The organism is Rhodobium gokarnense, from assembly GCF_025961475.1.
Taxonomy (GTDB): Bacteria; Pseudomonadota; Alphaproteobacteria; order Rhizobiales; family Rhodobiaceae; genus Rhodobium; species Rhodobium gokarnense.
The window spans coordinates 144635-157827 of record NZ_JAOQNS010000010.1 but is presented as its reverse complement, the minus strand read 5'-3'; the positions used below and the strand labels follow the sequence as shown (position 1 = coordinate 157827).

Genomic DNA, 13193 nt, shown 5'->3' with positions numbered 1-13193 from the left:
TGACAGCAAGCTGACAGCAGGCGTCAGCCCGCCGTCAGGGCGGCTGGGCGACAAGGGAGCCACCGAAGCGGCACGACCGCCGCTGCAACGGCATGAAAAGGAGACCGACATGATCCGCAAGTTTGTTCTGCCCCTCGCCCTTGCCGCCGCCACCGGCCTTGCGGCCGCCAGCGCCGAGGCCTCCGACGACGGCGACGAGATGGCCGCGTCCACGCCGCGCGCGGAGTGGATGAGCGTCGATGCTATCGCCGCAAAGCTGAAGGCGAAGGGTTACACGGTCAGCGAGATCGAAGCCGAGCGCCACGGCTACGAGGTGGAGATGACCAGCGCCGACGGCATGCGCGTCAAGGCCTATCTCGACCCGATGACCGGTGAGCCGATGCAGCGCCGGGGCGACGACGACTGATGGCCGCGACCGGAAGCAACGGCACGATCCGGGTCTGGGATCCCCTCATCCGCATCGGCCACTGGGTCCTGGTGGCGGCCTTCGCCACCGCCTATCTCACCGAGGGCGAGCCGGAATGGCTGCACACCTGGGCCGGCTACGCCATCGCCGCGACGGTGCTGCTGCGCATTGTCTGGGGGTTCGTCGGGCCGAAGCGGGCGCGGTTTTCAGACTTCGTCACCGGCCCGGGGCGCGTCGTCGCCTATCTGAAGGGCCTCGTCTCCGGCAAGGCCGAGCGCCACATCGGCCACAGCCCGGCCGGCGGGGCGATGACCGTCGCCCTCCTCCTCTGCCTCGCCGTCACCGCGGTGTCGGGCATGGGGCGCCTTGCCGCCGAGGAAGGCCGCGGCCCGCTCGCCGGCATCGTTGCCGCCGCACCCGAGGGCCAGGGACTACGCGTCCACGGCGAACGGGAAGACCACGAGGAATACGGCGAGGGCCGCGAGCACGGGGAAGGCGACGAGGAAGAAGGGTTCTGGGCGGAGACTCACGAGATCGCCGCCAATCTGACGCTCGCCCTCATCCTCCTGCACATCGCCGGCGTCTTCTTTGCCAGCTACGCCCACCGGGAGAACCTGGCCCGGGCGATGGTGACCGGCGCCAAGCGGGCCTGACGCCAGAACAACGAGATCCGGCACAGATCGGGGTCGCGAACATCCGCGGCCCCGTATGCTTTTGGGGCAGCCGTCCGGAACCGTCGGTGGTCCGCCAGGCGTTGCGTCTCGTACGCGAAAGAACGACAACGCCCTTCCCTCCCCGGCCCTTCGAAGGTGATCCATGCCCGCCGACACCGGTGCCCCCGTCCTCCTCTGGTTCCGCCGCGACCTGCGCCTTTCCGACAACCCGGCGCTCACCGCTGCGGTCTCCACCGGCCGCCCCGTCGTGCCGGTCTTCATCCGCGATGACGAGGATGCCGGGGACCGCGCGCCCGGCGGCGCCTCGCGCTGGTGGCTCCACGGATCGCTGAAAGCCCTCGCCGAGGACCTGTCGGGCCGCGGCAGCCGGCTGATCCTGAGGTCCGGCAACGCAGCCGACGCGATCGACGACCTACTCAAGGAGACCGGAGCCGAGGTCGTCTTCTGGAACCGCCGCTACGAGCCCTGGGCGACCCGCCGCGACGAGGCCATCAAGACCTCCCTGAAGGAGCGCGGCATCGAGGCGAAAAGCTTCAACGCCGCCCTCCTCTGCGAACCCTGGGAGATCGAGACCAAGGACGGCGGACCCTACAAGGTCTTCACGCCGTTCTGGAAGGCGCTGCGCGGCCTCGGCGACCCCGAAAGACCCGAAGCGGCACCGGACGGCATCCCCGCACCCGACGCCTTCCCCAAGACGGAAAACCTCGACGACTGGAAGCTGCTTCCCGAAAAACCCGATTGGGCCGGCGGCCTGCGCGAAGCCTGGACACCGGGGGAAAAGGGAGCCCGCGAACGCCTCGCCACCTTCGTCGACGAGGCCGTCATGGCCTATGCCGACAAGCGGAACCTGCCGGCAAAGGCCGGCACCTCGCGTCTTTCCCCCCACCTCCATTTCGGCGAGGTCGGCCCGCGCCAGATCTGGCACGCGGCGATCGCCGCCGGCATGTCGGCGACCGGCCAGCCGACGCCGAAGGGCGTCGAGACATTTCTGTCGGAGATCGCCTGGCGTGAATTCTCCTGGCACCTGCTGTTTCACTTTCCGACCCTGCCGGAAGAGCCGCTCCGCCCGGAATTTTCCGATTTCGAATGGAAGGACGACGACGGCGGCCTGAAGGCCTGGCAACAGGGCATGACCGGCTATCCGATCGTCGATGCCGGCATGCGCGAGCTCTGGGCGACCGGCTGGATGCACAACCGCGTGCGCATGATCGTCGCTTCCTTTCTCGTCAAGGATCTCCTCGTCCACTGGCGCGAGGGCGAAGTCTGGTTCTGGGACACCCTCGTCGATGCCGACCTCGCCAACAATACGGCGAGCTGGCAGTGGGTCGCCGGCTCCGGCGCCGACGCCGCGCCCTATTTCCGGGTCTTCAACCCGGTCCTGCAGGGCGAGAAGTTCGACCCGGACGGGGAGTATGTCCGCCGCTGGGTACCGGAGTTGAAGGACCTTCCTGCCAACGCCGTCCACGCCCCCTGGACCGCCAAGCCGATGGAGCTGAAAGAGGCGGGCATCGAACTCGGCCGCGACTACCCCCACCCCATCGTCGACCACGCAACGGCCCGCAAGCGGGCGCTGGAGCGCTATCGCCGCATGAAGGACGGTAACGACTGACCGCGCGGTAACCCTGTCGGCGAAAGAATCGCACCCGGCATGAAACTTTTTTCGCCGCCGCGAATTGCTCTTGCGACAACCGGAGGAGCAATTCCATGAAGAAAGTGATCCTGCCTGCCCTTGCCGCGCTGATGATCGCCGGCTGCACGACGACCGAACAGGGTGCCGTCATCGGCGGCGCCTCGGGCGCCGCGATCGGCGCCGCGACCAGTGGAACCATGGGCGGCGCCGTCGCCGGCGGTGCCATCGGTGCCGTTGCCGGCGGTCTCATCGGCCGTGCCGCCGAGCCGGGCTGGTGCTACTACCGCGACCGTTACGGCCGCCGCTACCGCGCCCGCTGCGACTACTGATCGCCGCGCCGCATAGCCAGGAAAACGCCGAGCAGGGAAGCGGGCCGTGAGCGACGCCGCCCATTCCATCACGGCCGTGCTCGACCGGACCTGCGAGGTCGCGTCGGAGGGGGAAGTGTCCGTCAAGGACACGGTCGAATCCCTCGGCGCGGCCTCGCACAGCGCCCTGATCCTGCTGCCGGCGCTGCTCGCGATCACGCCGCTCAGCGGCGTTCCGGGCGCCTCCAGCTTTTTCGGGCTGACGATCGCCCTCGTCTCCCTGCAGATGCTGATCGGCCGCGAAAGCCTGTGGCTGCCGGATTTTCTCCTGCGCCGCAGCATCGACAGCGCCAAACTTGAGAAGGCGATCGGATTTCTCCGGCGCCCGGCGCGGTTCGTCGACCGCCACACCAGGGAACGCCTCGGCCTTCTGGTGCGGCCGCCGGCACGCTCGCTATTGCAGGCGGCGTGCCTCGGCTGCGGCCTGGTCATGCCGTTCCTGGAGGTGATTCCCTTCACCTCCTCCATCATGGTGACGGCCGTCGCATTCTTCGCAACGGCGCTTGTCGTCCGCGACGGCCTGCTGGCCGCTGCCGGGCTCGCCTTTGTCGCAGCCGCGGCGACGCTGGCCCTCAATGTGGTAGCCTGAACCGCAGCGCGCGGGAGGCCGGTGCAAGCCGCCGACCGGACAAAAAAACCGCAAACGCCGGAAGGCACCGATGCTGACCGACCTCAACACCCCCGCGATCGCCGCCATCATGGCCGCTGCCGCAGCGGTCATTTTGTTGTGCGGCCTGCGCATGACGACCCTTGCCGACCGCATCGCCGACCGCACCGGCCTCGGCGAGGCGCTGATCGGCGGCGTTCTTCTGGGCGCCGCGACCTCGCTCTCCGGCGCCGTCGTGTCGCTGACATCGGCGCTCAACGGCCATGCGTCGCTCGCCTTTGCCAACGGCATCGGCGGCATCGCCGCCCAGACCGCCTTTCTGGCCATCGCCGACCTCGTCTATCGCCGCGCCAACCTGGAGCACGCGGCGGCGGAACTGGCCAACGTCTTCCAGTGCGGGCTGCTGATCGTGCTGCTGGCCATCCCGTTCCTGGCCTCCACGACGCCCGAAGTCACCCTCTTCGCCATCCATCCGCTGTCCTTCGCGATCCCGGCGATCTATGTCGCCGGCATCGTCGCAACGCGGCGCGTGCGCGAATTCCCGATGTGGCAGCCGATCTCCACCGACGAGACCCGGCTGGACACACCCGAGGACGAGGACGACGCCAGGAAGAGCCCGGTCGGCCTCATTGTCACCTTCGCTGTCCTCGTCGTCTTCCTCGCCGGCGCCGGCTGGACCATCGCCCGCTGCGGCGTCGCACTCTCCGACCGGCTCGGCCTGTCCGAGACCCTCGTCGGCGCGCTGATGACGGCGGTCATCACGTCCCTGCCGGAGCTGGTGACGACGCTGGCGGCCGTGCGCCGCGGCGCCCTGCAGCTTGCCGTCGGCGGCATCATCGGCGGCAACAGCTTCGACACCCTGTTCCTGACGATCTCCGACGCCGGCTACCGCGAAGGCTCCATCTACCATGCCGTCGGCAAAACGGACTTCTTCTGGAACGCCGTCGGCCTCGTCATGACCGGCGTCCTGCTCCTCGGCCTGTTGTTGCGCCAGAAGGAGGGCACCGCCCGCATCGGCTTTGAAAGCCTGTTGCTCTTCCTCATCTTCGGCGCCGCCATCGGCCTCCAGGCGCTGTGGGGGTAGCTCTCTCCCGTTTCCGATCCCATTCGTTTCCGCTATTGATCGAAATGCTTTCGATAGGGATCCGCTATGCTCGCCAAGCTGGAAATGCTGCTCGCGCTCGCCAAGGAGCAACATTTCGGCCGCGCCGCCCACAGCCTCGGCATCACCCAGCCGACGCTGTCGGCCGGCATCCGCCAGCTTGAGGAGCAGCTCGGCGTCAAGCTGGTGCAGCGCGGCTCGCGCTTCGGCGGGCTGACGCCGGAGGGCCAGCGCGCCCTCGTCTGGGCACGCCAGATCGTCGGCGACTCACGGCGCCTGCGCGACGAGATGCGGTTCTCCAAGGAAGGGCTCTCCGGCCATCTGCGCCTTGCCGCCATCCCGACGGCGCTGACCTGGGCCGCCCGGCTGACCTCCCGCTTCACCGAAGCCCACCCCAATGTCAGCTTCACCGTGCTGTCGCGCTCCTCCATCGACATCCTGGCGATGCTGGAAAACCTCGATATCGACGCCGGCATCACCTATCTCGACAACGAGCCGCTTGGCCGCGTCGCCGCCGCCCCGCTCTACCGCGAGCGCTACGTGCTCATCTGCCCGAAGGACCATGCCCTCGCCGTCCGCCGGCACATCACCTGGGGCGACCTTGCCGGCGTCCGGCTGTGCCTCCTGACGCCCGACATGCAGAACCGGCGCATCATCAACCGCAATTTCATGGAGGCCGGCGTCACGCCCGCCGCGCTGGTGGAATCCAACTCCACCATCGTGCTGGTCAGCCATGTGGTCGAGGGCGGCTTTGCCACGATCCTGCCGACCGACCTCGCCCGGTTCCTCGCCGTCGGCCGCGACCTTGCGCTCGTCCCGGTCGCCGACGGAGGCTTCGTGCCGACCGTCGGCCTCATCGCCCTGCACCACGAACCCTATACGCCGGTGTTCGAAGCGCTGCAGAAAATGGCCCGCTCGATCGCCGATCCGGCGTGATGTTGATAGAGATTTTCTATCGACTGACGGAATTCAGATATTGATATTCAAATAATTGATCGGGCAAATTGTCGCAAAAGACAATCGGGAGACGAACATGTCCGAGGAGCACCCGCAGCCGTCGGCTGAGGGCATTCGATCTTTGATCGACGCCCGCCTTCATCTGGAAGGCCCGATGCTGCCCATCGTCCACGCCATCCAGGCGGAGTACGGCTACGTGCCGGAAATGGCGCTGCCGCTGATCGCCGATGCGCTGAACCTGACGGCCGCCGAGGTCCACGGCGTCGTCTCCTTCTACCACGACTTCCGCCACGCCCCGGCCGGCCGGCACGTCTTGAAAATCTGCCGCGCCGAGGCTTGCCAGGCCTCCGGCGGCACGGCGATCGCCGAACGCACCCTGAAGAAGCTCGGCATCGACTGGAACGGCACGACGGCGAACGGCGCCGTCACCGTCGAGCCGGTCTATTGTCTGGGCCTGTGCGCCTGCGGCCCGGCGGCGATGGTCGACGGGACGGTCGTCGGCCGCGTCGACGATGCCCGCATGGACAAGCTCCTTTCGGAGGCCGGCGCATGAGGATCTACGTTCCCCTTGACGCCGCCGCCAAGGCGCTCGGCGCCGACGACGTCGCCGCCGCCATCCGTGCAGAAGCCGACGCCCGCGGCCTCGACGTGGAGATCGTGCGCAACGGCACCCGCGGTATGGTTTGGCTTGAGCCGCTGGTCGAAATCGAGGACGCGGACGGCCGGCGCGGCTACGGCCCGCTCACCGTCGACGACGTCCCCGCCCTTTTCGATGGCACGCTCGAGACCCTCGGTGACGTTGAGAAAATCCCCTTCTTTGCCCGCCAGACCCGGCTCACCTTCGCCCGCTGCGGCCTGATCGATCCGCTGAACATCGATGATTATGAGGCCCATGGCGGCCTCGCCGGCCTCCGGCGCGCGATTCAAATGACCTCCGAGAACATCGTCGAGGAAGTGAAGACCTCGGGCCTGCGCGGCCGCGGCGGCGCCGGTTTCCCGACCGGTATCAAGTGGGAAACGGTCCTCCACGCCAAGGGCGCCCAGAAATACATCATCTGCAACGCCGACGAGGGCGACAGCGGCACCTTCGCCGACCGCATGATCATGGAAGGCGATCCCTTCGTCCTCATCGAGGGCATGGTGATCGCCGGCCTCGGCGTCGGCGCCACCAAGGGCTACGTCTACAGCCGCTCCGAATATCCCGACGCCAACGCGGTCTTTGCCGAGGCCATCGGGATCGCCCTTGAGCGCGGCCTCATCGGCCCGGACGTGCTCGGCTCCGACCGCCGCTTCGATCTGGAGCTGCGCATCGGCGCCGGCGCCTATGTCTGCGGCGAGGAAACCTCGCTGATGAACTCCCTGGAAGGAAAGCGCGGCGTCGTTCGGGCAAAGCCGCCGCTGCCGGCCTATCGCGGGCTCTTCAACCGGCCGACCGTCGTCAACAACCTCCTGTCGCTCGCCACCATCCCGGCGATCTTTGAAAAGGGCGCCGAGCACTACGCCGATTTCGGCCTCGGCCGCTCCAAGGGCACGATGCCGATCCAGATCGCCGGCAACGTCAAATATGGCGGCCTGTTCGAGACCGCCTTCGGCATGCCGCTCGGCGAACTCGTCAACGAGATCGCCGGCGGTACCGCCTCCGGCCGGCCGGTCAAGGCCGTGCAGGTCGGCGGCCCCCTCGGCGCCTATATGCCGCCGGAGAAATTCGACACGCCCTTCGGCTATGAGGAATTCGACGGCCAGGGCGGCCTCATCGGCCATGCCGGCATCGTCGTCTTCGACGACACGGTCGACATGCTGCAGATGGCCCGCTTCGCCATGGAGTTCTGCGCCATCGAGAGCTGCGGCAAGTGCACGCCCTGCCGCATCGGCGCGGTCAGGGGCGTCGAGACCATCGACCGCATCGCCCATGGCGACCCGGACGCGCCGGCCCTCCTCGCCGACCTCTGCGAGACCATGCGCGGCGGCTCGCTCTGCGCGCTCGGCGGCTTCACGCCGTTCCCGGTGATGTCCGCCCTCACCCATTTCCCAGACGACTTCGCACCGGCACGGGAGGCCGCAGAATGACCAACCCGACCATGCTCCCCAGCGACCGCGACATGAGCACGCCGGAGCGGCACGGCGCCCCGGTGACCGTCACCATCGACGGCTTCGAGATCACCGTGCCGAAGGGCACCAGCGTGCTGCGCGCCGCCGCCGAAGGCGGCATCCAGATCCCCAAGCTCTGCGCCACGGACTCCATCGAGGCCTTCGGCTCCTGCCGGCTCTGCGTCGTGGAGATCGAGGGCAAGCGCGGCACGCCGTCGTCCTGTACGACCCCCGTCGCCGAGGGCATGGTCGTGCGCACCCAGACGGACAAGCTGAAGAAGATCCGCAAAGGGGTGATGGAGCTCTACATCTCCGACCACCCGCTCGATTGCCTCACCTGCTCCGCCAACAATGACTGCGAATTGCAGGACATGGCCGGAATGGTGGGCCTGCGCGAGGTCCGCTACAAGCCGGCCAATGGCAACGGCCTTTCCAACCACTTCACGCCGCGCGAGGCCTCCGGCGAGGCCAACGCGCTCTACATCCCCAAGGACGAATCGAACCCCTATTTCACCTACGACCCGTCCAAATGCATCGTCTGCTCGCGCTGCGTGCGCGCCTGCGAGGAAGTGCAGGGCACCTTCGCGCTGACCATCGCGGGCAAGGGCTTCGACAGCCGGGTCTCGCCGGGCATGGGCAGCGATGACTTCCTGTCGTCGGACTGCGTCAGTTGCGGCGCCTGCGTCCAGGCCTGCCCGACCGCGACCCTGCAGGAAAAATCGGTCGCCGAACTCGGCACGCCGGAGCGCGCGGTCGTCACCACCTGCGCCTATTGCGGCGTCGGCTGCTCCTTCAAGGCCGAGCTCAATGGCGACGAACTGGTCCGCATGGTCCCCTATCGCGACGGCAAGGCCAATCGCGGCCATAGCTGCGTCAAGGGGCGCTTCGCCTGGGGCTACGCCAACCACCGCGACCGCATCCTCAACCCGATGATCCGCGACACCATCGACGAGCCCTGGCGCGAGGTCTCCTGGCAGGAGGCTATCGGCTTTGCCGCCGCCCGACTGCGCAAGCTCCAGGAGCGCCACGGCCAGAAGTCCATCGGCGTCATCACGTCGAGCCGCTGCACCAACGAGGAGACCTTCCTCGTTCAGAAGCTGGCCCGCGCGGTCTTCGGCAACAACAACACCGACACCTGCGCCCGCGTCTGCCATTCGCCCACCGGCTACGGCCTCGGCCAGACCTTCGGCACCAGCGCCGGCACCCAGGATTTCGACAGCGTCGAGGCCTCCGACGTCGTCATCGTCATCGGCGCCAACCCGACCGACGGCCACCCGGTCTTCGCCTCGCGGCTGAAGAAGCGCCTGCGCCAGGGCGCCAGGCTGATCGTCATCGATCCGCGCCGCATCGACCTCGTGCGCTCGCCGCACATCAGGGCGTCGCACCACCTGGCGCTCCGCCCCGGCACCAATGTCGCGGTGGTCACGGCCCTCGCCCATGTCATCGTCACCGAGGGCCTCTTTGACGAGACCTATATCCGCGAGCGCTGCGACTGGGACGAGTTCCAGGACTACGCCGCCTTCGTCTCCGAAGAGCGCCACAGCCCGGAGGCGACCGAAGCGCTGACCGGCGTGCCGGCGGCCGAAATCCGCGGCGCGGCACGCCTGTTCGCCACCGGCGGCAACGGCGCCATCTATTACGGCCTCGGCGTCACGGAACACAGCCAGGGCTCCACCACCGTCATGGGCATCGCCAACCTCGCCATGCTGACCGGCAATGTCGGCCGCAAGGGCGTCGGCGTGAACCCGCTGCGCGGCCAGAACAACGTGCAAGGGAGCTGCGACATGGGCTCCTTCCCGCACGAGCTTCCCGGCTACCGCCACGTCAAGCTGCCCGAGGTCCGAAAAATCTTCGAGGACGCCTGGGGCGTTGAGATCGACCCCGAGCCGGGCCTCCGCATTCCCAACATGCTGGACGCCGCCGTCGACGGCTCCTTCAAGGGCCTCTACTGCCAGGGCGAGGATATCCTGCAGTCAGACCCGGACACCCACCACGTCGCGGCGGGCCTTGCGGCGATGGAGTGCGTCATCGTCCACGACCTGTTCCTGAACGAAACCGCCAACTACGCCCACGTCTTCCTGCCGGGCTCCACCTTCCTGGAAAAGGACGGCACCTTCACCAACGCCGAACGCCGCATCAACCGCGTGCGCAAGGTCATGGCGCCGAAGAACGGCTATGCCGATTGGGAGGTCACCCAGTTGCTGGCGAATGCCATGGGTGCCGGCTGGACCTACCAGCACCCGGCCGAGATCATGGCCGAGATCGCAGCGACGACCCCGTCCTTCGCCGGCGTCACCTACGACCTCCTGGAGGAAAAGGGCTCGGTGCAATGGCCCTGCAACGACAAGACACCGGAGGGCACGCCGCTGATGCATGTGGACGGGTTCGTCCGCGGCAAGGGGCGGTTCATCGTCACCGAATATCTGGCGACGGACGAAAAGACCGGCCCGCGCTTCCCGCTCCTGCTGACGACAGGCCGCATCCTCTCCCAGTACAATGTCGGCGCCCAGACGCGGCGCACCGACAATGTCGTCTGGCACGAGGCGGACGTCCTGGAGATCCATCCGCACGATGCGGAGCAGCGCGGCGTTGCCGAGGGCGACTGGGTGCGGCTCGCCTCCCGCTCCGGCGAGACGACCCTCAAGGCCAAGATCACCGACCGGGTCAGCCCCGGCGTCGTCTACACAACCTTCCACCACCCGGACACCCAGGCGAACGTCGTCACCACCGACTTCTCCGACTGGGCCACCAACTGCCCGGAATACAAGGTGACGGCGGTGCAGGTCGCGCCGTCCAACGGCCCCAGCGACTGGCAGGAGGACTATGCGGCACAGGCGGAACGCGCGCGCCGCATCGTCCACGCGGCGGAGTAGCTGAATGGCAGCCCGCGCAACCCGCAGCCATGCTGCCCGCAGCCTCCCCGGCATCGCCGTGCAGCCGACCGCAAGGCGCGGCGTGATGCGCAGCCTGCCGGACGAGGAGCCGGTCGCCATGGTCTTCGACGGCACCACCTACGCCGTCCTGATGGCGACCCCGGCCGACATCGAGGATTTTGCTCTCGGCTTTGCCCTGTCCGAAGGGATCGTCGAGACGCGGGACCAGATCGCCGAACTGACGGTGCTGGAGCACGACAACGGCCTGGAAGCCCGGTTCTGGCTCGCCGCGGACCGCTCCAAGGCCTTGAAGGCGCGCCGCCGGGCGATGACCGGGCCGATCGGCTGCGGCCTTTGCGGCATCGACAGCCTGGAAGAGGCCCTGCGCCCGCTCCCTGTGCTGCCCGAAGGCGGCCCGGTCTTTTCCGCCGCCGAAGTGGCTGAGGCTACGGAGGCGCTACGCGACCTGCAGCCGCTCCACGACCAGACTCGTGCGGTCCATGCCGCCGGGTTCCTGCTTCCGGGCAAGGGCATCGTCCTTGCCCGCGAGGATGTCGGCCGCCACAACGCCCTCGACAAGCTGATCGGCGCGCTCATCACCGCCGGCATCGATGCCGGCACCGGCGCCGTGGTGCTGACCAGCCGGGTCTCGGTGGAGATGGTGCAGAAGACGGTCGTCGCCGGGACGCCCGTGCTCATCGCCGCCTCCGCACCGACGGCCCGCGCCTTGAAGCTGGCCGAGGACGCCGGCCTGACCCTTGCCGCCTTTGCCCGTGGCGGCGGCTTCGACCTTTATGCCGCGCCGGAGCGCATTGTCGACGGAGACCCCGATGTCGCCTGAAAAGATGGTCCACATGGCCAACCAGATCGCCGGCTTCTTCAACAGCCAGCCGAATGCCGACCGGGCGGAAAAGGTCGCCGCCCATATTAACGACTTCTGGGAGCCGCGCATGCGCTCCCAGCTTGGCGCCTATGTCGATGCCGGCGGCCAGGGCCTCGACCCGCTGGTGCTTCAGGCCATGGAAAAGGTGCGGGTTCCCGCCGCTTGAGAAAAGGGGCTGTATCCAGTCCCCTCTTCCGCCAATATGGCGGCGGAGGAAACAGGAACCCGTACAAGTGAGGGACACCCGGACCGATACCAGGACCCAGCTCACCGACAGGTTGGAGCAGGCGAGCGTCCTCGTCGTCGATGACGAGCCGGGGATGCGCAATTTCCTCGTCAAGACGCTGGCGCCCTACTGCCAGTTCGTGGCCGAAGCCGCCGAGGCCGAGGCGGCGGGCGCGCTGCTTGCCGAGCGGCATTTCGACGTCATGATCCTCGACAACATGATGCCCGGCCGCAAGGGCATCGACTGGCTGGCCGAGCAGCGCTCAAAGGGCGGCTTCACCGACACCATCATGGTCACCGCCTTCGCCGACCTGGAAACGGCGATCGAGGCGATGCGGGCCGGCGCCGCCGACTTCGTCCTAAAACCATTCCGCTCCAACCAGCTCCTCAACGCGGTGCGCCGCTGCATCCAGATGGCACAGCTTCGCCGCGAGAACATGCTGCTGCGGCGTGAATTGGAAAGCGCCGATATCGGACGCCGCCGCCGGCACCAGTTGATCGGCAGTTCGCCGGCCATCGGTGCCGTGCGCGAGACGCTTTCCCGCATCAAGGACGTGACCACGCCCGTGCTGATCACCGGCGCCTCGGGCACCGGCAAGGAGGTTGCGGCGCGGCACCTGCACGCGGCCTCCAACCGCGCCGGCATGCCGTTCGTGCCGATCAACTGCGCGGCGATCCCCTCCGACATGATCGAGATCGAGCTGTTCGGCCATGTCCCCGGCGCCTTTCTGGGGGCAAAGGGGCTGCGCGAGGGGCTGCTGCCGTCGGCCCAGGGCGGCACGGTGTTTCTCGACGAGGTGACCGAGCTCGACGCCTCGGCGCAGTCGGCGCTCCTGCGCGTGCTCGACGACGGCATCGTCCGGCCGGTCGGGACCGAGCGCACCATCCAGCTCGACCTGCGCTTCGTGCTCGCCACCAGCAAATCGCTGGAACAGGAGGTCGCCGAGGGCCGGTTCCGGGAGGACCTCCTGTTCCGCATCAACGTCGTGGAGATCCGTATGCCACCGCTCGCCAAGCGCGAGACCGACGTCATCGAGTTGGCCGAGCTGTTCCTGACCGAGATCGCCGCCCGGCTCGGCCTGCCGCCGCTTGAGATCGATGCCGCAGCCCGCGCGACCATGCTGCGCTACGACTGGCCCGGCAACATCCGCGAACTGCGCAACTTCATCGAGCGCTCGCTGATCTTCGGCCGCTTCCCGCTGGAAACGCTGGCGCCGGTGTCCCAGGACGGCGATCAGATCGAGCCCCTCGACCAGGTCGAGCGCCGCCTGATCCTGCATGCCCTGGAAGCCGTCGGCGGCAACCGGTCGGAGGCGGCGCGGCGCCTCGGCGTGTCGCGCAAGACCATCGACCGGAAATGCGCGGCGTGGGGCATCTGAG

The 13193-nt window shown here is 68.0% G+C and carries 13 protein-coding genes; all 13 read left to right on the top strand.

The features are described from left to right. Positions 1 to 109: 109 nt before the first annotated feature. The 13 genes from M2319_RS17010 to M2319_RS16950 all read left to right on the top strand — a co-directional run bounded on the left by M2319_RS17010 (position 110) and on the right by M2319_RS16950 (position 13192). A complete protein-coding gene (locus M2319_RS17010) occupies positions 110 to 406 on the top strand; it encodes a PepSY domain-containing protein (RefSeq protein ID WP_264602658.1) in 297 nt (98 codons plus the stop codon). Continuing rightward, positions 406 to 1059 carry a cytochrome b/b6 domain-containing protein gene (locus tag M2319_RS17005; protein ID WP_264602657.1) on the top strand — a complete coding sequence of 218 codons (654 nt, stop codon included), beginning with the start codon at positions 406 to 408 and terminating at the stop codon, positions 1057 to 1059. Before M2319_RS17010 ends, M2319_RS17005 begins: the two co-directional genes overlap by 1 nt. A 163-nt stretch (positions 1060 to 1222) precedes the next feature. Beyond that, positions 1223 to 2689 (top strand): cryptochrome/photolyase family protein, encoded by a 1467-nt coding sequence (locus tag M2319_RS17000; RefSeq protein ID WP_264602656.1) that lies wholly within the window; start codon positions 1223 to 1225, stop codon positions 2687 to 2689. Between the two features lie 95 nt (positions 2690 to 2784). Beyond that, on the top strand, positions 2785 to 3039 hold the full coding sequence (locus M2319_RS16995; protein WP_264602655.1) for a glycine zipper domain-containing protein: 255 nt from the start codon (positions 2785 to 2787) through the stop codon (positions 3037 to 3039). A gap of 46 nt (positions 3040 to 3085) precedes the next feature. Further along, the gene (locus tag M2319_RS16990) at positions 3086 to 3667 is read left to right on the top strand and encodes an exopolysaccharide biosynthesis protein (protein WP_264602654.1); all 582 of its coding nucleotides are present in this window, start codon (positions 3086 to 3088) and stop codon (positions 3665 to 3667) included. 70 nt (positions 3668 to 3737) lie between these two features. Next, entirely contained in the window at positions 3738 to 4769 is a 1032-nt protein-coding gene (locus M2319_RS16985) for a sodium:calcium antiporter (protein WP_264602653.1), read from the top strand. Positions 4770 to 4835: 66 nt separating this feature from the next. Then, positions 4836 to 5723, top strand: a complete 888-nt coding sequence (locus M2319_RS16980; protein WP_264602652.1) for a LysR family transcriptional regulator — start codon at positions 4836 to 4838, stop codon at positions 5721 to 5723. Between the two features lie 97 nt (positions 5724 to 5820). Further along, a complete protein-coding gene (locus tag M2319_RS16975; protein ID WP_264602651.1) occupies positions 5821 to 6297 on the top strand; it encodes a formate dehydrogenase subunit gamma in 477 nt (158 codons plus the stop codon). Continuing rightward, complete coding sequence (locus M2319_RS16970) at positions 6294 to 7811, top strand: formate dehydrogenase beta subunit (protein ID WP_264602650.1); 1518 nt, start codon at positions 6294 to 6296, stop codon at positions 7809 to 7811. The genes M2319_RS16975 and M2319_RS16970 overlap by 4 nt, the downstream gene beginning before the upstream one ends. A gap of 11 nt (positions 7812 to 7822) precedes the next feature. Next, positions 7823 to 10705 (top strand): formate dehydrogenase subunit alpha, encoded by a 2883-nt coding sequence (gene fdhF, locus M2319_RS16965; protein WP_264602717.1) that lies wholly within the window; start codon positions 7823 to 7825, stop codon positions 10703 to 10705. A gap of 4 nt (positions 10706 to 10709) precedes the next feature. Then, a complete protein-coding gene (gene fdhD, locus M2319_RS16960) occupies positions 10710 to 11546 on the top strand; it encodes a formate dehydrogenase accessory sulfurtransferase FdhD (protein WP_264602649.1) in 837 nt (278 codons plus the stop codon). After that, entirely contained in the window at positions 11536 to 11754 is a 219-nt protein-coding gene (locus M2319_RS16955; RefSeq protein ID WP_264602648.1) for a formate dehydrogenase subunit delta, read from the top strand. Before fdhD ends, M2319_RS16955 begins: the two co-directional genes overlap by 11 nt. A 67-nt stretch (positions 11755 to 11821) precedes the next feature. Then, positions 11822 to 13192: a sigma-54-dependent transcriptional regulator gene (locus tag M2319_RS16950; protein ID WP_264602647.1), complete on the top strand. Its 1371-nt coding sequence runs from the start codon at positions 11822 to 11824 to the stop codon at positions 13190 to 13192. The last annotated feature ends 1 nt before the right edge of the window (position 13193 follow it).